The organism is Prauserella muralis (assembly GCF_003202285.1).
Taxonomy (GTDB): Bacteria; Actinomycetota; Actinomycetes; order Mycobacteriales; family Pseudonocardiaceae; genus Prauserella_B; species Prauserella_B muralis.
The window spans coordinates 22,715-43,253 of record NZ_MASW01000004.1 but is presented as its reverse complement, the minus strand read 5'-3'; the positions used below and the strand labels follow the sequence as shown (position 1 = coordinate 43,253).

Annotated in this window: 19 protein-coding genes; 12 read left to right on the top strand and 7 right to left on the bottom strand. The window is 72.0% G+C overall.

What is annotated here, in order from left to right:
• Positions 1–1,191 carry a helix-turn-helix domain-containing protein gene (locus tag BAY60_RS20205; RefSeq protein WP_112282706.1) on the bottom strand — a complete coding sequence of 397 codons (1,191 nt, stop codon included), beginning with the start codon at positions 1,189–1,191 and terminating at the stop codon, positions 1–3.
• Between the two features lie 163 nt (positions 1,192–1,354).
• Here BAY60_RS20205 and BAY60_RS20200 point away from each other — a divergent pair, with 163 nt between their 5' ends.
• Genes BAY60_RS20200 through BAY60_RS20190 form a run of 3 tightly spaced genes read left to right on the top strand, consistent with a single transcriptional unit; the run spans position 1,355 to position 5,461 of the window.
• Entirely contained in the window at positions 1,355–3,172 is a 1,818-nt protein-coding gene (locus BAY60_RS20200; protein ID WP_112282621.1) for a flavin-containing monooxygenase, read from the top strand.
• Positions 3,173–3,223: 51 nt separating this feature from the next.
• Positions 3,224–4,369 carry a hypothetical protein gene (locus BAY60_RS20195; protein WP_112282620.1) on the top strand — a complete coding sequence of 382 codons (1,146 nt, stop codon included), beginning with the start codon at positions 3,224–3,226 and terminating at the stop codon, positions 4,367–4,369.
• 30 nt (positions 4,370–4,399) lie between these two features.
• Positions 4,400–5,461, top strand: coding sequence for a 2,3-butanediol dehydrogenase (locus BAY60_RS20190; RefSeq protein ID WP_112282619.1), 1,062 nt, complete (start codon positions 4,400–4,402; stop codon positions 5,459–5,461).
• Positions 5,462–5,502: 41 nt separating this feature from the next.
• Here BAY60_RS20190 and BAY60_RS20185 read toward each other — a convergent pair whose 3' ends face one another.
• Positions 5,503–6,534 (bottom strand): glycoside hydrolase family 113 protein, encoded by a 1,032-nt coding sequence (locus BAY60_RS20185; protein WP_112282618.1) that lies wholly within the window; start codon positions 6,532–6,534, stop codon positions 5,503–5,505.
• A gap of 105 nt (positions 6,535–6,639) precedes the next feature.
• On the opposite strand from BAY60_RS20185, the gene BAY60_RS20180 reads away from it, so the two are divergent.
• On the top strand, positions 6,640–7,287 hold the full coding sequence (locus BAY60_RS20180) for a TetR/AcrR family transcriptional regulator (protein ID WP_112282617.1): 648 nt from the start codon (positions 6,640–6,642) through the stop codon (positions 7,285–7,287).
• Between the two features lie 196 nt (positions 7,288–7,483).
• On the opposite strand, the gene BAY60_RS20175 is transcribed toward BAY60_RS20180, so the two are convergent.
• Positions 7,484–8,431, bottom strand: a complete 948-nt coding sequence (locus BAY60_RS20175) for a Spi family protease inhibitor (protein WP_245992709.1) — start codon at positions 8,429–8,431, stop codon at positions 7,484–7,486.
• A gap of 266 nt (positions 8,432–8,697) precedes the next feature.
• On the opposite strand from BAY60_RS20175, the gene BAY60_RS20170 reads away from it, so the two are divergent.
• Together BAY60_RS20170 and BAY60_RS20165 are read left to right on the top strand one after the other, a co-directional pair.
• Positions 8,698–9,273, top strand: a complete 576-nt coding sequence (locus BAY60_RS20170) for a dihydrofolate reductase family protein (protein ID WP_112282616.1) — start codon at positions 8,698–8,700, stop codon at positions 9,271–9,273.
• A 97-nt stretch (positions 9,274–9,370) separates the two neighbouring features.
• Complete coding sequence (locus tag BAY60_RS20165) at positions 9,371–10,246, top strand: alpha/beta fold hydrolase (protein ID WP_112282615.1); 876 nt, start codon at positions 9,371–9,373, stop codon at positions 10,244–10,246.
• A gap of 206 nt (positions 10,247–10,452) precedes the next feature.
• On the opposite strand, the gene BAY60_RS20160 is transcribed toward BAY60_RS20165, so the two are convergent.
• Entirely contained in the window at positions 10,453–11,907 is a 1,455-nt protein-coding gene (locus BAY60_RS20160) for an MDR family MFS transporter (protein ID WP_112282614.1), read from the bottom strand.
• A 209-nt stretch (positions 11,908–12,116) separates the two neighbouring features.
• Between BAY60_RS20160 and BAY60_RS20155 the strand changes: the two genes are divergently transcribed.
• Positions 12,117–12,695 (top strand): carboxymuconolactone decarboxylase family protein, encoded by a 579-nt coding sequence (locus tag BAY60_RS20155; RefSeq protein WP_112282613.1) that lies wholly within the window; start codon positions 12,117–12,119, stop codon positions 12,693–12,695.
• A gap of 8 nt (positions 12,696–12,703) precedes the next feature.
• Here the strand turns inward: BAY60_RS20155 and BAY60_RS20150 are convergent, their stop codons facing one another.
• Positions 12,704–13,468: an IclR family transcriptional regulator gene (locus BAY60_RS20150; RefSeq protein WP_112282704.1), complete on the bottom strand. Its 765-nt coding sequence runs from the start codon at positions 13,466–13,468 to the stop codon at positions 12,704–12,706.
• Positions 13,469–13,624: 156 nt separating this feature from the next.
• On the opposite strand from BAY60_RS20150, the gene BAY60_RS20145 reads away from it, so the two are divergent.
• Both BAY60_RS20145 and BAY60_RS20140 read left to right on the top strand, forming a co-directional pair.
• Positions 13,625–14,332 (top strand): CoA transferase subunit A, encoded by a 708-nt coding sequence (locus tag BAY60_RS20145; RefSeq protein WP_112282612.1) that lies wholly within the window; start codon positions 13,625–13,627, stop codon positions 14,330–14,332.
• Between the two features lie 2 nt (positions 14,333–14,334).
• The gene (locus BAY60_RS20140; RefSeq protein WP_112282611.1) at positions 14,335–14,970 is read left to right on the top strand and encodes a CoA transferase subunit B; all 636 of its coding nucleotides are present in this window, start codon (positions 14,335–14,337) and stop codon (positions 14,968–14,970) included.
• Between the two features lie 9 nt (positions 14,971–14,979).
• Here the strand turns inward: BAY60_RS20140 and BAY60_RS20135 are convergent, their stop codons facing one another.
• Positions 14,980–15,543 carry a TetR/AcrR family transcriptional regulator gene (locus BAY60_RS20135; protein WP_112282610.1) on the bottom strand — a complete coding sequence of 188 codons (564 nt, stop codon included), beginning with the start codon at positions 15,541–15,543 and terminating at the stop codon, positions 14,980–14,982.
• A 55-nt stretch (positions 15,544–15,598) separates the two neighbouring features.
• Between BAY60_RS20135 and BAY60_RS20130 the strand changes: the two genes are divergently transcribed.
• From BAY60_RS20130 to katG, 3 genes are all read left to right on the top strand, one after another.
• Entirely contained in the window at positions 15,599–16,660 is a 1,062-nt protein-coding gene (locus BAY60_RS20130) for an FAD-dependent monooxygenase (RefSeq protein WP_112282609.1), read from the top strand.
• Positions 16,661–16,743: 83 nt separating this feature from the next.
• Positions 16,744–17,175: a Fur family transcriptional regulator gene (locus BAY60_RS20125; RefSeq protein ID WP_112282608.1), complete on the top strand. Its 432-nt coding sequence runs from the start codon at positions 16,744–16,746 to the stop codon at positions 17,173–17,175.
• Between the two features lie 30 nt (positions 17,176–17,205).
• Entirely contained in the window at positions 17,206–19,425 is a 2,220-nt protein-coding gene (gene katG, locus BAY60_RS20120; protein ID WP_112282703.1) for a catalase/peroxidase HPI, read from the top strand.
• A 68-nt stretch (positions 19,426–19,493) separates the two neighbouring features.
• Here the strand turns inward: katG and BAY60_RS20115 are convergent, their stop codons facing one another.
• Positions 19,494–20,480, bottom strand: coding sequence for a helix-turn-helix domain-containing protein (locus BAY60_RS20115; protein ID WP_112282607.1), 987 nt, complete (start codon positions 20,478–20,480; stop codon positions 19,494–19,496).
• Positions 20,481–20,539: the final 59 nt, after the last annotated feature.

Below are 20,539 nucleotides of genomic sequence, written 5' to 3'. Positions count from 1 at the left end.
TCATTGTCCGGGGTGGACCGTCAGCTGCACGCCGGTGGCGAGCCGGTACGGCTGGGTGTCCACGATGGCTCCGAGCAGACGGCGGAGCCGGGACACCTCGGCCCGCACCGTGACGAGATGCCCCGCGTCGCCGAACAGGGCCCGGCTCAGCGCTTCCGCGGACAGCCCGCCCGGGCCGGCCGAGTGCAGGAGCGCGAGGATCTCGGCGTGCCGCCGGGTGATCGGACGGCGCCAGCCGGTGTCGCCGGTGCGCACCCGCAGCAGCGGGGTGGGCGAAAGGTCGAGGTCGAGCACCAGCGCCCGGCCCGGACTCGAGGGGCGCACCAGCCAGCCGTCCACCAGTGGTTCGGGCAGGCAGGCGCCGAGCCCGGGCACCGCCAGGATCTGCCCGGCCTGCGGCGCGGCGATCCGGTCGCCGACGGCGACGCCCGAGCCGTGCGCGACCCAGCCGTTGTCGTCGACGACGAGGGCCGGACCTGCGGTGCCGGCGAGCAGTGGTTCGGCCTGCTGCCGCAGCCGGTCGAGCCGCTGCTGGTGACTCCGCCACAGCTCCGACTCGGCGAGCCTGCGGCCCGCCTCGACCAGGGCGCCGATCGCCGGATGCAGCGTGAGGGCGGGGCCGCTGACGTCGATGACACCGAGCAGGTCGCCCGTGCGCGGATCGTGGACCGGCGACGCTGTGCAGTACCACGGGTGCTGTTCCTGCTCGAAATGCTCGCCCGCGAGCAGCTCGACCGGCGCGGCCTCGGCCAGCGCGGTGCCGATCGCGTTGGTGCCGACCTTCGCCTCGGTCCAGTCGGCGCCTTCGGCGAACCCCAGGTCGTCGGCGCGGCGGCGAACCGACGACGTGCCCACCCGCCACAGGATGATGCCGTCGGCGTCGGTGACGACGAGCAGCATGTGCGCCGCGTCGGGCATCGCCCCGATCACCTGCCGGAGTTCGTCGATGACGTCGCGGAGGGGTGAGTCGTGCCGCCGTCGGGAGACCTCGTCCTCGCCGATCGAGTCGCGTGCGTTCCTGCGGTCGGCGGTGAGTCCGAGCCGCAACATTCGCGACCACGACCGGGAGACCACGTCGCGGGGACGCAGCGGCGGGCGGCTGCCGCCGATGACGGCCTCGTGCATCCGGACCAGGTCCCTGGCGTAGCCGGGCAGGTGCCGGCCCGGAGGGACGGCGCTGTGCACGCTCACCACCTCCCGCACCGTTGCGTCGAGCCAGCCAAGCATAGGGGCCGGTGACAACGACCGCCATAGCCGGAAACGGGGTCCGTGCAACTCGCTGCAACCCTTGCCCGCGCCGTTCGCCGGCGGGTGTGATCGGCACAACAGCACGACCGAACCGCAGGGAGCGTTGATGACACAGACGATCGAGCCGGTGGCGCTGGCGGACACCGCCCAGGCACGCGTCGACGCCTGGCTGGGCAGGTTCGAGGCCGCGCTCGCCGCCCGCGACGTCGAGGCGGCCGCGGCACTGTTCGCGGCCGACAGTTACTGGCGGGACCTGGTGTCGTTCACGTGGAACCTCAAGACCGTCGAGGGGCGCGACGGGGTCGCCGACCTGCTCACGCGGTGCCTGGACGGCACCGACCCGTCCGGGTTCCGCACCACCGAGCCACCGGCCGAAGCCGACGGCGTGACCGAGGCGTGGATCGAGTTCGAGACCGCGACCGGCCGGGCGAAGGGCCACCTGCGGCTCACGGAGGACGGCGCCTGGACGTTGCTGACGAGCCTGCGCGAGCTCAAGGGGTTCGAGGAACCGCTGGGCGAGCGGCGGCCCACGGGCGTCCATCATGGACCGTTCGCCGGGCGCCGTTCGTGGGCGGAGGAGCGCGCGCTGGAGCAGGCGCAGCTGGGCTACGAGCGGCAGCCGTACGTCGTCGTGATCGGTGGCGGGCAGGGCGGCATCGCGCTGGGTGCCCGGCTTCGCCAGCTCGGCGTGCCCGCGCTGGTGCTCGAGCGCAACGATCGTCCCGGCGACTCCTGGCGCAGGCGGTACAAGAGCCTGTGCCTGCACGACCCTGTCTGGTACGACCACCTGCCCTACCTGCCGTTTCCCGACAACTGGCCGGTGTTCGCTCCGAAGGACAAGATCGCCGACTGGCTGGAGATGTACACGCGGGTGATGGACGTGCCGTACTGGACGCGGTCCGAGGTCACGGCGGCCTCGTGGGACGAGGCTGCCGGACAGTGGCACGTCACCGTCGACCGCCAGGGCGAGCAGGTCGTGCTCACACCGCGCCAGCTCGTGTTCGCCACCGGCATGTCGGGCAAGCCGAACGTCCCGTCGTTTCCCGGCATGGACGTGTTCGGCGGCGAGCAGCACCACTCGTCGCAGCATCCCGGCCCCGACGCCTACGCCGGCAAGAGGGCGGTGGTGGTCGGCTCGAACAACTCCGCGCACGACATCTGCGCGGCGCTGTGGGAGCACGGCGCCGACGTCACGATGGTCCAACGCTCGTCGACGCACGTGGTCAAGTCGGACTCGCTGATGGAGCTGGGTCTCGGCGACCTCTATTCCGAACGCGCGGTGCGGTCGGGGATCACGACCGAGAAGGCCGACCTGATCTTCGCGTCGCTGCCGTACCGGATCATGCCCGAGTTCCAGATCCCGATCTACGAGAAGATCCGGGAACGCGACGCCGACTTCTACACGCGGCTGGAGAAGGCCGGCTTCGACCACGACTGGGGCGACGACGGGTCCGGGCTCTTCCTGAAGTACCTCCGCCGCGGCTCGGGATACTACATCGACGTCGGAGCGTCCGAGCTCGTCGCCGACGGCAAGATCAAGCTTGCGCACGGCCAGGTCGACCACCTCACCCGCACCAGTGTCGTGCTGGCCGACGGCACCGAGCTGGAGGCCGATGTCGTGGTCTACGCGACCGGGTACGGCTCGATGAACGGCTGGGTCGCCGACCTGTGCGGCCAGGAGATGGCGGACAAGGTCGGCAAGTGCTGGGGCCTCGGCTCGGGCACGACCAAGGACCCCGGCCCGTGGGAGGGCGAACAGCGCAACATGTGGAAGCCCACGCAGCAGGAAGGGCTGTGGTTCCACGGAGGGAATCTGCACCAGTCCCGGCACTACTCCCTGTATCTCGCCCTGCAACTCAAGGCGCGGTACGAGGGGCTGCCCACGCCCGTGTACGGCCTCCAGGACGTCCACCACCTGTCCTGAGCCGGTGTGGGCCTCGTTCTTCGTTGCCTCGCACAGAAAGCGAACCAGGTCATGTCCGACATCCCACCCGCCCGGAGACGGGTCAGCTGGCTGGCGCACGGCATCGGTAACCTCGTCGTCGTACTGCTCCTCGCGATCGCAGGCTGGTACCTGCTCGCCGATCCCCGGTGGAGCCCGTTCGACCTCTATCCGCTGCCGTTCAACGCGGGCGTGTTCTGGGCCCTGCTGTTCGTCGTCTGGGCGGGGTTCAACCTCGAGTTCCGCGGCTTCGACCGGTTGCGGCAGCCGGCCAGGGGAGTGGCGATCACGGCGGCGACGGCGGCGTTCGCCATCGGGGTCACCGCAGCCTTCGCCGCGGGCCTCGGCCGCCTCGACCCGGACTTCGCGTTCTCGCGCGAGGGCGGCCTCGGCTACTTCACGGCCGCACTGTTCGTCCTCTTCGGATTCTCGACGTGGGTGCTCGCGGTCGTCAACTGGTCGCACTGGCCGTGGACCGACCTTGGCCTGAAGCAGCCGCTGGTCGGGTTCTGCGAGATCGCCTTTCTCATGCTGCCGACGATCGTGCTCTACCTCGTCCTGGGCCTGCCCGCCGTGTCGGCGGCCGGTTCGCCGATCCTCGAGGTAGACCCGCTGATCGGCTGGTACTACTCGATCATCGTCGCGATCGTGGTGACTGGGCTCACGATGCAGAACTGGCCCTGGCGGCTGGTGCGGGGCCGCAGCCGCGCCGCGGTCACGGCGGTGGCGGGCAACGTCGCGCTCGGGACGGCGCTGTACTTCGGGCTGCTGGCCGTGTGCAGGCTGCTCCTCGGGTCGTCGGCGGTCGCCGAGCTCGGCGCGGCGGTCCACCAGTTCCCCGCGCAGCTCGGCGTCTGCTGGGTGGCGTGGATGATCCTGTGGGCCAACGGGTTCGGCAACAAGCCCACCGGGTTCGGTCCGGCGGTGAACCTGGGCGTGCGCGTGGTGGTCACCTTCGTTCTCGCCGTCGTCACCTTCGTCGTTTACTACCGGTTCGTCGCGGGCCCGGTGTTGCACGAACCGGCCGTGGCGGGCGGCCTGCACGGCAACGCGCTGGGCTTCATGGACTGGTTCGCGCTGGTGACGCTGCTGTACGTGGTGGGCTTCGGCTCCTACGGCCTGCCGAAGCCGTCCGGTGAGCCCGCCGCCGAGCCGCGCCCCGCCCCGGTCCCGGCCTGATTCCCCGTCTGTAGAGCAAGGAGGCTCATCATGAAGGCAGCCCGCTTCCACGGTCGCGGCGACATCCGGATCGACGACATCCCGGAACCGGCGACCCGTCCGGGCACGGTGAAGGTGGAGGTCGAGTGGTGCGGCATCTGCGGCACCGATCTGCACGAGTACCTGGAGGGGCCCATCTTCGCGCCGCCGAGGGACGCGCCGCACCCCCTCACCGGGGAGACCGTGCCGATGACCCTCGGGCACGAGTTCGCCGGCGTGGTGCGGGAACTGGGCGAGGGCGTGCGAGACCTGCGTCCCGGTGACCGCGTCGTCGTGGAGCCCTACATCGTCTGCGGGCGCTGCGACGCGTGCGAGCAGGGCCGGTACAACGTCTGCCGGACGCTGGGGTTCGTCGGCCTTTCGGGCGGCGGTGGCGGGTTCTCCCAGTTCGTCGTCGCCGAGCGCCGCTGGATCCATCCGCTGGGCGAGCTGGGCACCGACGTCGGCGCGCTCGTCGAACCCCTGGCGGTCGCCTACCATGCCGTGCGCCTGTCCGGCGCCCGGCCGGGGCACACGGCCACCGTGTTCGGCGCGGGTCCGATCGGTCTGGTGACCACGGCCGCACTACGGGCGGCCGGGGTCGAGCAGGTCATCGTGGTGGAGCCGGCGGAGGTCCGCAAGGCCAAGGCGGGTGTCGCCGGGGCCGACCATGTGCTCGATCCGTCGGCCACGGACGTCGTGGCGGCCGTGTCGGAGCTGACGAAAGGGCGGGGCGCCGACGTGACGTTCGAGTGCGCGGGCATCGACGCGGTGCTCAAGTCCGCGATCCTGTCCACGCGGGCAGGCGGGACGTGCGTCAACGTCGCCATCTGGGGCCACGAGGCCGCGGTCGCGCTCAACGACCTGGTGTTTCGCGAGGTGAACGTGCTCGGCAGTCTCGCCTACGCGGGCGACCACCCCGCGACGATCGCGATGATCGCAGGCGGAGAGGTCGACCCGTACCAGTTCATCACCGGCCGCATCGCCCTGGACGACATCGTGCCGCGGGGATTCGACGAGCTGGTGACCAACAAGGAGGAGAACGTCAAGATCCTGGTCAGCCCGGGAGGGTGAGGCGGAAGCCGGGACCGGCCTGACCGGATCGGGAGGCCGCCTCAGCGCCGGTAGTGCTCGGCGAGCGCGGTGAAGGCGGCCTTCGGTTCCCAGGGCAGGCCGGGATAGGTGTCGCCGCAGCGGTCGTCGAGGACCCTGACGATGCCCGGGCTGGCCAGGTCGAGGTCGTCGCGAGGGTCGCCGTCGGGGCGATGCGGGAAGCTCTCCAGCGCGAACAGGAACGCGAAGGCGCTGTCGACGCCCTCGGCGTCGAAGACCTCCAGCAGCTCGCGCAGGTAGGCGGCCTGGCCTTGCTCGTCGCGCACGTACTCGCCGTCCAGCCGGGCCGGTTCGCCGCTGTCGCTGTCGTACTCGACGATCTCCATGCAGCGGGCGCCCCGGTCGCCCGCGCCGCGGTAGGCGGCGGTGCCGAACTCGGTGATCGCGACCGGTTTGCCCTGCGCGACGAGGCCGCGGACACCCGCGCGGAACTGGCCGGCGACCTCGGCCGACCGGTACAGGTCGACGCCGACGATGTCGAAGAGCGCCCAGTCGACGCGCTCCAGCGGGATGGACGCGTAGGTGACCCGGCCGCCGAAGCGCGCGCGGACCAGCGCCACCGCGCGGCGCAGGACGTCGTTGACCCGCGCGGACAACTCGCTCACCAGCTCCGGCAGGCGATCCCGTTCGTCCGGGTCCAGCAGCACCCGGAGCCGGTCGTTCTCGGTGTCGCCGGGGAGCAGGCCCCGGTTCATCACGCTGAGTTCGGCGCCGGCGACGAACACGACCTCGGCTCCCCGCTGCCGGACGCGTTCGGCGCGCTCGGCGCAGTCGGCGAGCAGGGCGAGCAGCTCGCCGGTGTCCAGCTCCAGCGGGTACGGCGAGAACCACACCTCCAGGCCGAGGTCGGCGGCGTAGGTGGCGGCCAGTTCCAGCCGCTCCGGGTCACCGCCGGTGACGCGGACGGCCGTGCAGTGCAGGTCGTCGCGGATGATGGCGAGCTCGCGCTTCACGACGTCGGGGTGGAAGTGCTCGCGGCTGCTCGTTCCGTCGCGCAGGAAGCCCGTGTCGTAGGTGATGCCGTGGGCACGCATGGGTCTGGTCCCTTCCGTTCGGGTGTGACGACGCGACGCTAACGCCAAAACATGCGTGCACGCAAGTTTGCGCACACGCATTTCATTTGGGATGCTGGGCCGGTGATGGCGAGCAGGACCGGGCTGCGCGAGCAGCGCAAGCAGGCCACGCGGGCGGCGTTGCGGGAGGCGGCACTGCGGCTGGCGCTCGAACGCGGACCCGAGAACGTCCGGGTCGACGACATCGCCGAGGCCGCCGGGGTCGCGCCGCGGACCTACAACAACTACTTCTCCAGCCGCGAACAGGCGATCGTCGCTGCCGTCACCGCCGAACGGGAGGCCCGGGTCGCGGCGGCGGTGGCCGCCCGGCCCGCCGGCGTCCGCCTCGCCGACGCCGTGGCCGACGCGATCGTGGAGCAGTACACCGACCCTGGCGAGCACGACCGCGACGCGCTGCTGCTGATCACGACCCGGCCCGCACTGCGCGAGGCCTTCGTCGACACCGCCACCGCCTTCGAGCAACCCCTCGCCGCCGCGATCGCACAGCGGCTCGGTGAGACCGCCCCGCACACGAGCCACGTGCTCGCCGCGGGCGTGGCCGCCGCGGTCCGCGTCGCCCTGCACGAGTGGGTGCGGCCTGCCCCGGAGCAGCCGGCCGGTGGGCTCGTCGTGCCGTCCGGCTCCCTGCCCGACCTGCTCCGCACCGCACTCGAGACGCTGGCCCCCGCGCTCGACGCCGCCGAGGAACGCGCGGGCCGTCGCGCGGCTCCGTGACCCCGCGCGCACCGGGTCCGGAGGACGAGCCGAGGGCGCCCTTGGGTACCGCAGAGGTACCCGGGGGCACCGTGGGCTCGGTGCGGACGGCCCGATCACCACAGGGGCACGTTGGGCTCGGGGACGCGTGCCGAAGGGCACCTTGGGTACCGCGTGTGTACCCGGGGGCACCGTGGGCTCGGTAAGGACGGCCCGGTCACCACTGCGCGACGATGTCGGGGCGCGGGCGCCGGGCCGCGTGCCGGTAGCTTTCGCGCAGGTGCGCGATGACCTTGTCCGGCTCCGTGCGCAGCTGGGACGGCACTACGTGAACCACCACGATGCCGTGCGCCGTCATGATGTTGTGCCGCTCGAGCGTCCGGCGATAGTCGTCGGGCGCGAGGTGGTGCTCGAGGGAGTCGACCTCCATGGCGAGCGCGACGTCGTCGATCCACCCGTCCGGGCTGGGAAGGACCAGACCCGATCCCGTGCGCAGCCGCACGTTCCACCGCATGGGCGGCAGGCCCGAGCGGGCGGCGACGCGCATGCCCCATCCCTCAGCGACGGAGCGGGCGCCCTCGGTGATCGCCGTGAGCGCCGCGCGGGGCAGTGCCGAGCCGCGGTCGGACCCCGCCTCGAGCTCCTCCCGCAGTCTGTCCGGCGTCGTGCGGCCACGCTGGACGGCTTCGGCGAGCAGCGCCTGAACCCTCGCCGACTCGTCCATCCGCCGGGCCGCGTCGAGAACGGCCCTGGTGACATCGGCGGTCGGGAAACCGCCCCTGGTCACGATCGGCGGCATCCGGGTGGTGCGTTCGACGATCACGTATCCCTTGTTCGTCCGGCGGTGCCGGTGCGGCACCAGGACGTGCACCTGCTCGGTGGGGGAGAACTTCTCCAGCCCGTGTAGCCGGGCTGCGGCGAGGCCGGTGACGACCGCCTCCTTGCCCGCGTACCGCAGAGCGGCCTCGAGCGCCTGCGCGCGGGTGGGGGTCCCGTTCCGCAGCATGACCACGCCGGGGAGGATGCGCCGCCACGGGCCGCCGGTGCGCACGCGCGCCCAGATCATGCGCTTGGTGACGCCGAGGCTTTCCAGCTCGGCGCACGTCAGGATCTGGTGGCGCGCGGCGAGCTCCACGTCTTCCCAATCCACCTGTGCTCTGTCCACCAGGCCACGGTGGCGCACGACGGCAGGCGGCAACACGGGCGTTCTGGGTACCTGTGGACAACGGGGGGTCCGTGGACAACCCGCCGCGGCGAGCCGAGGGTGCCCTTGGGTACCGCAGAGGTACCCGGGGGCACCGTGGGCTCGCCGCGGACGGCAGGGGGCAGGCGGTCTCGGATCGATGAAACTTCTCCGCGTGCGGTGTCGTTTCCGGCATCCTTCGTTCGACGCACTGACGACACCACGTCGAACCAACCAAGGAGCAGTACATGCGCACGCTGATCACCACCGCCTTCGTCTCGCTCGACGGCGTCGTCGAGGCACCCGGCGGGGAGCCGGGCTACCGGAACTCGGGCTGGACCTTCAACGACATCGCGTTCGACGAGAAGGCCTACGAGCTCAAGGGCCGGGAGCAGGACGAGGCGACGGCGATGATGCTCGGCCGGGTGAGCTACGAGGCGTTCTCGCCGGTGTGGCCGGACATGACCGACGAGTTCCCCGGGTACAACGCGATGCCGAAGTACGTCGTGTCGACCACGCTGCGGGAGCAGGACCTGGTCTCGAACTGGGGCGACATCAGCATCCTGCGTTCCCTGGACGACGTCGCCGCGCTCAAGGACACCGACGGCGGGCCGATCATCATCCACGGCAGCGCCACCCTGAACCGCAACCTCTCCGACGCCGGCCTGATCGACCGCTACCACCTGCTGGTCTTCCCGGTGCTGCTCGGCGCCGGCAAGCGGCTGTTCAGCGACACCGACAAGGACAAGCAGAACCTCCGGCTCGTCGAGAGCGAGTCCTACGGCAACGGCATCCAGAAGCTCGTGTACGACGTCGCCCACTGACCGCAGGCCGGGCCGGGCCCCGCCCGGCGACGAACCCGTCGCCCTTCGCCGGCCCGGCCTGGGCCGGCGGCCGGGCCCACCATCGCGAAGGAGACCCATGTCTGGCATCGAAACCCGCGTCCTGGACGTACCGGGCGCGCGCCTGCGGTACGACATCCGCGGTGACCTCTCCGCTCCGGGCGCCGCCGAGCGGGCCGTGTTCCTCCTCGGCTCGCCGATGGACGCGGCCGGCTTCGGCACGCTGGCCGGGTACCTCACCGACCGGCCACTGGTGACCTACGATCCGCGCCATGCCGGTCGCAGCCAGCGCACCGACAGCACCCCGCTCACCCCGGACGTGCACGCCGACGACCTGCATCGCGTGATCAACGACCTGGGACTGCCCGCGGTGAACGTCTTCGGCAGCAGCGGCGGCGCGATCAACGCACTGGCGCTGGTCGCCGCGCACCCCGAGCAGGTCCGGATCCTCGTGGCCCACGAGCCGCCCACCGTGTCGGTGCTGCCCGACCGCGAGCAGCTCGAGGCGGCGTGCCGCGACATCCACGACACCTACCAGCGCGACGGCATGGGCGCGGCCATGGCCAAGTTCATCGCGCTGACCAGCCACACCGGCGAGCTGCCCCGGGACTGGTCCGAGCGGCCCGCGCCGGATCCCGCCGCGTTCGGACTGCCCACCGACGACGACGGAAACCGGGACGACCCGCTGCTGGGACCCTCCATGCTGACCGTTCCGACGTACGAGCCCGACTTCGCCGCACTGGCGGCGGCGCCCACGACGATCCACCTGGCGGCGGGCGCGGAGTCCGAGGGGCAGCTGACCGCGCGGGCCAGCCGCGCGATCGCCGAGCGCCTCGGCACCGAGCTGGTGATCTTCCCCAGTCACCACGGCGGCTTCCTCGGCGACGAGTACGGCATGCCCGGCCGGCCTGCCGCGTTCGCCGCGCGGCTCAGGGAGCTGCTGGACGCCCACTGACCGGTCGGTGGCCGCCGCCGGTCAGCGGGCGTCGACCGGGAAGCGGGTCCGGCTGTACGGCGCCTTGCCGAGGGCAGGCACCCCGGCCACACTGCCCGGCTCGCGGAACGCCGGGACGAGCGCTCCTGGCCTCCACATCCGGCTCTTGCCGAGACCGACCGGCGCGGAGCACGAGACTCATCGGCGGCGAGGCCTGGCCGCTCGGCTCAGGCGGCCACCGGCTCGGGTTCGGTCTCGCCCACCCGCCGCCGGATGAACAGGGCGGTGATGACGGCGAGCACGCCGACGCAGCCGGCGACCACGAACGCGGAATGCAGGCCGTCGGCGTCGGGACTGGGCGCCGTCGTGGCGCTGCCGAGTGCGGCCACCGTGACGAACACGGCGGTGCCGAACGCCCCCGCGACCTGTTGCAGGGTGGCGAGGATGGCGCTGCCGTGGGAGTAGAGGTGGTCGGGCAGCGAGCCGAGCGACTCGGTCATCAGCGGCGTCATCATGAGCCCGAGCCCGGCCATGAGCAGGACGTGGATGCCGATGACCGCGGCGAGTGGCGAGCCGGGCCCGAGTGCGGTGAACAGCCACAGCGACACGGCCATCGCCGTGGCGCCGGGGATCACCAGCGGCCGGGCGCCGTACCGGTCGAACAACGCGCCGACGGGGCGGCCGAGCAACCCGAGAACCAGGCCCCCCGGCAGCACGGCGAGGCCGCTGACGAAGGTGCCGGTCCGCAGCACCGTCTGCAGGTACAGCGGCAGCAGGATCGCCGCGACGCCCAGCAGGCACATGAACAGCAACCCGGCCAAGGTCAGCGCCACCACGAAGCTGCGGTAGGTGAACGGGCGCAGGTCGAGCAGGGCGCGGTCCCGGCGTTGCAGCCGGGTCTGGCGCCAGCCGAACACCAGTAGCGCGAGTGCGCCGCCGACGATGGGCAGCCAGGGCGGCAGCAGATGCTCCCCGCCCCCGGACTCACCGAAACTGGTCAGGCCGAACAGGAGGCCGCCGAAACCGAGCGCGGACAGCAGCACCGACGGCAGGTCGAGTGGCACCGAGCGGGTCTCGCCGTCGAGGCGCAGCCAGGTCGCGCCGAGGGCGAGCGCCGCGAGGGCCAGCGGCAGCACGATCCAGAACATCCACCGCCAGCCCAGCGAGGCGAGCACCGCTCCGCCGATGGTCGGCCCGATGGCGGGGGCGACGGCGATGACGATCGTGATCGTGCCCATCGTCGCGCCGCGCCGCTCCACGGGCACCAGGCGCATCACCGAGGTCATCAGCAGCGGGATCATCACGGCCGTGCCGCAGGCCTGCACGACGCGCCCGGCGAGCAGCACCGCGAAGCCGGGGGCCAGTGCGCTGAGCAAGGTGCCCAGGCTGAACAGGGTCAGCGAGGCGAGGAACACCTGGCGCGGGGTGAACCGCTCGAGCAGGAACCCCGTGGTGGGGATCACCACCGCCATGGTCAACAGGAACCCGCTGGTCAGCCATTGCACCGTGGTGGTGGACACGCCGAGGTCGCCGGTCAGCTGGCGCAGCGCGACGCTGAGGATCGTCTCGTTGAGGATCATGACGAACGCCGAGACGACCAGCACCCCGATCAGCAGGCCCGCCCGTGGCGCCGCGGGCGGGGGCTCGGGCGTCGCGGTCGTGCTGGGCGCAGGGTCGGTCATCGGACACACCTCGTGGGAAGACGGGGGCTTTCGGCCGCGGCCGGCCCGCTGAACAGCGTTGTTCCCCGAAGGCCTGGCGACGTGCGGATGGTCGTGACTGTACCCGCACGCGCGTCCGGAAGAGACCGAATTTCGCTCGGAGCCGACTGTCACAGCCGGGGCGGGACCGGAGTCTGGATGCCGAGTACGCGCAACCGGAGGAGGACAGCATGGCAAGGATCCCCGACGCGACCATCACCGGCATCTACGGCGCTCTGGTCAAGCGCATGGCCCGCAAGCTGCTGGGCGAGGTGCCCGAGCCGCTCGCGGTGACCTGGCACCACCGCAAGGTGCTGGGCTTCAGCTTCAGCATGGCCCGCCGGATGCGGACGTGGGACCGGTGCGACGCGGACCTGAAGTCGTTCGCCCACATGGCCGTGGCCAGCCAGGTCGGCTGCGGGTTCTGCCTGGATCTGGGCTACTTCCACGCGCACAACGAGGGGCTCGACGTGGCCAAGGCGCGCGAGGTGCCCCGCTGGCGCGAGTCGGACGTCTTCACGCCGCTGGAGCGCGACGTCCTCGAGTACGCCGAGGCGATGACCCGGACTCCGACGGCTGTCACCGACGAGCTGTCGGCCCGGCTGCTGGAGGCGCTCGGCGCGGCCGGGCTGCTGGAGCTGACCACGACCGTCGCGGTCGCGAACCTGATGACCCGCACCAACACCGCGATCGGCATCGAATCGCAGGAGTTCTCGGCCTCGTGCGGCCTCGAGCCGCTGGCCGCGGCGCCTGCGGCGAGCACAGCCTGAACGATGGCTCAGCGCCGTCGCAGCGTCCCGGTGAGGGCGTGGGCCTCCTTGAGGAGCAGGGCCCCGAGTTCGCGGCGCCGGTGCTCGCGGAACCGGGACTCGACGCCGGTGAGGGTGAGCGCCCACGCGGGGGTGCCGCCGCTGGAGAACACGGCGGCGGCCATCCCCCAGCTGCCCTCCACCACCAGACCCGGGTTCACCGCATAGCCGTGCTGCCGGGTGAGGGCGATCCGTTCCCGGAGAGCGTCCGCGCCGTGCTGCGGTCCCCAGTGGACGGTGAGGTCGGTGCGCGCCAGGTAGTCGTCGATCTCGCGGTCGGGCAGCAGGGCCAGGATGACCAGCCCGGCGGAGACCACGCCCAGCGGGAAGCGGGCGCCTTCGTAGAGCACGAACGATCGGATGGGAAAGTCGCCGTCCTCGCGGAGCAGGCAGACGGTCTCGTCGCCGCGGCGTGCGGAGAAGAACGCGCTCTCGCCGGTGGCGGCGGCGAGGCGGTGCACGCTGGCCCTGGCGTGCCGGGTGACGTCGTAACGCTGCGCCGCGACCTCGCCGAGCAGGTACAGTTCGGGGCCGAGGAACCACCGGCCGGTGGCCTGGTCGCGGTCCACGTAACCCTCGTCGGCGAGCGCCACCAGCAGCCGGTGCGTGGTCGGCCTGGCCAGGCCGCTGGCTCGCGCGAGCTGAGACGTGGAGGCGCCGCGATCCTGGAACCCGGACAGGGCGCGCAACACCGCCGCGATGCGCCCGGTCAGGTGGACGGGGGTGGACGTCATGGTCACCGATCCTACGTTCACTGAATGAACGCCCCTCGCGGCGACGTTCACCGGGTGAGAAGATCGACGCCTGGATATTCCGCGGCATTGACCGAACCACCGCGCCGGTCTTGACTTCCCGCGACGCTCACTGAACGGACGCTGAGGAGGACTGGCATGCCCACTGTTCACCGCGACGCCGCGGAGGCGCTGACCGGCGTGCTCGCCGACGGCATCACCATCGCCGTCGGTGGGTTCGGCCTGTCCGGCAACCCGCACGATCTCATCGAGGCCGTGCGCGACTCGGGGGTGCGGGACCTGACGATCGTGTCCAACAACATGGGGGTGGACGGCGCCGGTCTCGGGTTGCTGCTGGAGAACCGCCAGGTGCGCAGGGTGCTGGCCTCCTACGTCGGCGAGAACACCCTGTTCGCGCAGCAGTACCTCGACGGTGAGCTCGAGGTGGAGTTCGTCCCGCAGGGCACGCTCGCCGAGCGGATGCGCGCGGGCGGCGCGGGGATCCCGGCCTTCTACACCAGGACCGGCGTCGGCACCCCGGTCGCCGAGGGCAAGCCACACGCCGAGTTCGACGGCGTCACCTACGTGCGGGAGCGCGGCATCGTCGCCGACCTGGCACTCGTGCACGCCCACACCGCGGACCGCGCGGGCAACCTGACCTACCGCTACGCCGCGCGCAACTTCAACCCGCTCGTCGCCACGTGCGGCCGCGTCAGCGTCGCCGAGGCCGAGATCGTCGTGGCCGACGCCTTCCTCGACCCGGACTCGGTGCTGACCCCGGGCGTGTACGTGGACCGGCTGGTCGCGGCGGCCGGTCGGGTCAAGCGGATCGAGAAGCTGACCGTGCGGCCGAGGGCGGAGGTCTGATCGTGGGCTGGACACGTGACGAGATGGCGGCGCTCGCGGCGCGTGAGCTGCGCGACGGCGACTACGTCAACCTCGGCATCGGCATTCCCACGCTGGTCGCCAACCACGTGCCTGCCGGGATCCGCGTGACCTTGCAGAGCGAGAACGGCATCCTCGGGCTCGGGCCGTTCCCTGCCGAGGGGGAGCAGGACGCCGACCTGATCAACGCGGGCAAGCAGACCGTCACCGTCAACCCCGGCGGCAGCTTCTTCGACTCGGCCACCTCGTTCGCGATGATCCGCGGCGGTCACCTCGACCTCGCGCTGCTCGGCGCGCTCCAGGTCGGCGCCAACGGCGACCTCGCCAACTGGACCGTGCCCGGCGCACTCGTCAAGGGCATGGGCGGCGCCATGGACCTGGTCGCGGGCACCAGGCGCGTCGTCGTGCTCACCGACCACGTCGCCAAGGACGGCAGCCCCAAGATCGTCGAGCGCTGCACGCTGCCGCTGACCGGTGCCGGGGTCGTCGACCGCGTCATCACCGACCTCGCGGTCCTGGACGTGACGCCCGACGGCCTGCGGCTGGTCGACACCGCGCCCGGCGTGACGGCATCCGAGCTGCGGCGGAAGACCCCCGCGGCGCTGCTCGGTGTGGACTGAGCGGGCTAGCTAGCCGGCCGTCCTGCCCAGCATCCCGCGCAGCAGAGTGGCGATCGCGGTCTCCGGGTCGAACTCCGGGTCGGGATGGGCGAGCTGGTTGGTCAGCAGCCCGTCGATCAAGGCCAGCAGCAGCCGCAGGTGCCGCTCCGGGTCGGCCGAGCCGAGGGCGGCGACCAGCGGCGCGGCCCAGGCGATCAGCCGCCGTTGCGCGTCGGCGATCTGGCGTTGCAGCGGCGGGTGGGCCGCCGCCTCGACCATGATCGCGTGGCGCGCGAGTGTCAGGACCCGGCCGCCGGTGCTGAGCTCGCGCACCAGCCTGCCCGCGGAGCGGGTGAAGCCGTCCCGGTCGGCCGGATCCACCGTCCCCAGTGTGGTCCAGGCGGCGATCTCGCGATCGAGGATGCGCCCGAGCACACCGGCCAGCAGGCTCTCGCGGGTGCGGAAGCGGTTGGAGGTCGAGCCGAGGGGCAGGCCCGCCCGCGCGTCCACGGCGCGGTGGGTGAGGTGGCGCGTGCCACGGGTGCCCAGCACGTCGATCGCGGCATCGAGCAGCTGCGTCTCCCGGTCGGACATGCCCGGCACACTACACGTGTAGTCATCGGCACTACATCTGTAGTACGGTGGGCTCATGGCGAGGACGGCGGCAGTGGTGGGTGGTGGCATCGGCGGGCTCACCGTCGCGGGCGGCCTCATCCGGGCGGGGTGGCGGGTCAGCGTGTTCGAGCGCGCGGAAGGACCGGCCACGACGGGTACCGGGCTGGGCATCTGGCCCACGGCGCTGCGGGCGCTCGACCGGCTGGGGCTGGGCGAGGCCGTCCGCGCCGCAGGACGGCGCCAGCCCGACGGGGCGATCCGCAGGCCCGACGGATCGAGGATCGCCACCATCGACGTCGGCAGGGTGCAGCGGCGGCAGGGCGACCCGGTGTATCTGGTGTCCCGGCCGGTGCTGCTCGGTCTGCTCGCCGGAGCGCTTCCGCCCGGCATCGTGCACTATGGCGTCGCCGTCGCCGATCCGGCGGCGCTGCGGGCCGAGTACGACCTGGTGATCGGCGCCGACGGCATCCACAGCACGGTCCGTGGCGCCCTCTTCGGGTCACGCTCCGGGCTCCGCTACTCGGGGGTCGTCGCGTGGCGCGGCAGCGTGGCGCTGGATCTCGAAGCGGGCGGTGAGACCTGGGGGCGGGGCCGGAAGTTCGGCCTCACCCCGCAGGGCCCGGGGTGCGCCAACTGGTACGCGACCCTGCGGGCCGCCGAGGACTACCGGCCCCCGGCCGGGGATCTGGCCGAGCTGCGCGGGCTCTTCGGCGACTGGCACGACCCGATACCCCGGGTGCTGGAGCGCATCGAGGACGGTGGCGTGCTGCGGCACGGCCTGCACTACCTGGCTCCGTTGCCCGGCTTCACCACCGGCAATGTCGCGCTGCTCGGGGACGCCGCCCACGCCATGACCCCGGATCTCGGCCAGGGCGCCTGTCAGGCGATGATCGACGCGGTCGTGCTGACCGAGGCCGTGGCCGGCGCCGACGACCTCGCCTCCGCCCTGCGGCGCTACGACCGGCTCCGGCGGCCGCCCACCCGGCGCCTGGCGGCCGCGTCGTTGCGGGCGGGCAGGCTCTCCCGGTCGACGCGGTGGCTGCCCGCGCGTGACCTGGCCATCCGCGGCGCGCTGGCCCTGGCCTCGCCGCGGTGAGACCGTCGCCGCACCGGGTGACATGCCGGACCGATCCCGGCAGATTCTTGATTCATTCCAGAAAATAGGGCACACTCCGTGCCGTGCCCACGACCACGGACTTCGAGCGGATGCTGCGGGGCGTCTCGCTGCGGGTGACGCGTCCCCGCCTGGCGGTGCTGTCCGCGGTGCACGATCACCCGCACGCCGACACCGAGTCGATCATCGGCGTCGTGCGGGACAACCTCGGCGAGGTGTCTCACCAGGCCGTCTACGACGTGCTGCGTGCGCTGACCACGGCGGGTCTGCTGCGGCGGATCCAGCCGCCCGGCTCGGTGGCGCGATACGAGTCACGGGTGGGGGACAACCACCATCACGTCGTGTGCCGGTCGTGTGGGGCCATCGCCGATGTCGACTGCGCCGTGGGCAGCGCGCCCTGTCTCACCGCGTCGGAGACACACGGCTTCACCATCGACGAGGCCGAGGTCGTCTACTGGGGCCTGTGCCCTGCCTGCTCCACCGCAACCCGTTCCTGACACACATCGAGACCGTCTGAAGGGATGTCCATGTCCGAGACCACCGAGTCCACCACGGGTGGCTGCCCGGTCGTGCACGGCGACCGCCTGCCGCACCCGACCCAGGGTGTCGGCAACACCCACTGGTGGCCGAACCGGCTCAACCTCAAGATCCTCGCCAAGAACCAGCCCGTGTCCAACCCGATGGACGCCGACTTCGACTACGCCAAGGCGTTCAACAGCCTCGACCTGCCCGCCGTGAAGCGGGACATCGAGGAGGTCCTGACCACCTCCCAGGACTGGTGGCCCGCCGACTTCGGTCACTACGGCCCGCTGATGATCCGCATGGCGTGGCACAGCGCCGGGACCTACCGGGTCAGCGACGGCCGCGGCGGCGCGGGCGCGGGGCAGCAGCGGTTCGCCCCGCTGAACAGCTGGCCGGACAACGTGAGCCTCGACAAGGCGCGCAGGCTGCTGTGGCCGGTGAAGCAGAAGTACGGCAGGAACCTCTCCTGGGCCGACCTGATGATCCTGGCCGGCAACGTCGCCCTGGAGTCGATGGGCTTCGAGACGTTCGGCTTCGCGGGCGGCCGGGAGGACACCTGGGAGCCCGAGGACGACGTCTACTGGGGTGCCGAGACCACCTGGCTCGGCAGCGACAAGCGCATCTCGGGCGGCGAGAAGCGGGTCCTCGAGAACCCGCTGGGCGCCACCCACATGGGCCTCATCTACGTGAACCCGGAGGGCCCCGAGGGCAAGCCGGACCCGGTCGCCGCCGCGCGCGACATCCGCGAGACCTTCAGCCGGATGGCGATGAACGACGAGGAGACCGTCGCGCTGATCGCGGGCGGGCACACGTTCGGCAAGACCCACGGCGCCGCCCCCGACTCCCACCTCGCCGCCGACCCGGAGGCCGCGCCGCTGGAGGAGCAGGGCTTCGGCTGGAAGAACACCTACGGCACCGGCAAGGGCGCCGACGCGATCACCAGCGGCCTGGAGGTCACCTGGACCACCACGCCGACCCAGTGGAGCAACGGCTTCTTCGAGAACCTGTTCGGCTACGACTGGGAGCTGTACCAGGGCCCCGGTGGCGGCTGGCAGTGGAAGCCGAAGGACGGCGCGGGTGAGGGCACGGTCCCGCACGCCCACGACGCGTCGAAGAAGATCGCGCCGAACATGCTCACCACCGACCTCGCGCTCAAGGTCGACCCGATCTACGAGCCGATCTCCCGGCGCTTCATGGAGAACCCGGACGAGTTCGCCGACGCCTTCGCCCGCGCGTGGTTCAAGCTGACCCACCGCGACATGGGACCGGTGCAGCGCTACCTCGGCCCCGAGGTGCCGAACGAGACCCTGATCTGGCAGGACCCGATTCCCGCCGTCGACCACGAGCTGGTCGGCGACGCGGACATCGCGGACCTCAAGCGCCGGGTCCTCGACTCGGGCCTGTCGGTGTCCGAGCTCGTGTCCACGGCGTGGGCGGCGGCCTCGTCGTTCCGCGGCAGCGACAAGCGCGGTGGCGCCAACGGCGCGCGGATCCGGCTGGAGCCGCAGCGCAGCTGGGAGGTCAACAACCCCGACCAGCTGGCGAAGGTGCTCCGCACGCTGGAGGGTGTCCAGGAGTCCTTCAACTCCGCGCAGAGCGGCACCAAGCGGATCTCGCTGGCCGACCTGATCGTCCTGGCCGGCTGCGCGGGCGTCGAGCAGGCCGCGAGGAACGCGGGCTTCGACATCCAGGTGCCGTTCACGCCGGGGCGGATGGACGCGTCGGAGGAGCAGACCGACGTGGAGTCGTTCTCCTACCTCGAGCCCCCGGCCGACGGGTTCCGCAACTACGTCGGCAAGGCGGCCCCGCTGCCCGCCGAGTACATGCTCGTCGACAAGGCGAACCTGCTCACGCTGAGCGCCCCGGAGATGACGGTGCTGGTCGGCGGTCTGCGGGCACTGGGCGCGAACTACGACAACTCGGCCCACGGTGTCCTCACCGACAAGCCCGGCTCGCTGACCAACGACTTCTTCGTCAACCTGCTCGACATGGGCACGGAGTGGAAGCCGACGTCGGAGGAGTCGGAGTTCTTCGAGGGCCGTGACCGCGCGACCGGCCAGGTCAAGTGGACCGGCAGCCGGGTGGACCTCGTGTTCGGCTCGAACTCCGAGCTGCGGGCACTCGCCGAGGTCTACGCGTGCGACGACGCGAAGGAGAAGTTCGTGCGCGACTTCGTCTCCGCGTGGAACAAGGTCATGAACCTCGACCGGTTCGACCTCGCCTGATCCGGTGAGCACGGTGTCCGGGCCTGCCGCTCGCGGGCCCGGACACCGGCACCGCCGGGTGGCGCGGCTCAGGCGTTGGCGGCGAGCAACGCCTCGCCCAGCGGGCTGCGCCAGTGCAGCACCCGGGCGCCGTCGCGCCGCCGGTCGACGAGGCGGGCGCGCCGCAGCGCGGTGAGGTGCTCGGAGGCGGTGGACACGGTCAGCGCGGCCGCGGCCGCGGCCTCGCTGGTCGACAACGGCTCGCTCAGGACGTGGAGCAGCCGTGCGCGGCCCGCGCCGAGCACCACGGCGATCGCGGCCTCGCCGGCTCCGTCGTCGCGCGACCACGTCTCGGTGACGCCGTGCGCGGGGTAGAACAACGTCGGCTGCGCGGGCCGCTCGGTCAGCACCGAGCAGCGCCGGGCCAGCACCGACGGCACCAGCACGAGCCCACTGCCCGCGCAGTCGACGATCTCCTCGTGCAGGCGCGTCCGCACGCGCACCGCGTCGCCCCGCCAGTCGACCGAGTCGTGCAGCGTGCCCACCATCGCCGCGATGCCGGAACTGGTCATCCGCCTCGACCGCACGGCGATGTCGGAGCGCAGCAGGCGGTCCAGCTGCGGCCAGTGCGGGGCGAGCGCGGCGTCCCAGAACTCCCGCCAGGCGTCGGCGATCATCGCCCGTGCCGAGCGGGGCCGCTCGCGCATCCGGCGCAGCGCCTCCCGTCGCGCGCCTGCCGAGCGCTCGACCATCTTGCCCAGATCGACGCGCATCGGCCCGAGTGGCGCCTCGCGCAGCCGGGCGACCTCGTCGTCGGCGGTCATGTCCCAGGCCGGGCTCGCGGTCAGGAAGTCGGGAAAGTAGCCGTCCCTGCCGATCAGGACACACAACAGGTCGAAGGCGCCGGAGGGCACGGCGTCGCGGACCGCGTGGATCCAGCCCCACTGCAGCGGATGGGCACCCGGCGTCTGCAGCGCCCGCACGGCGTGGCACAGCTCGTGCCCGGGGGAGACGCCGAAGCGCAGCGCGGAGATGTCGTCGGGCGCGAGCCGGAACTCCACGAACTTTCGGTCCACGCCGAAACATTAGCCGGGTTCCGCGGCCGCGCGAGAGCCTTGCGGCACCCGATGCGGAC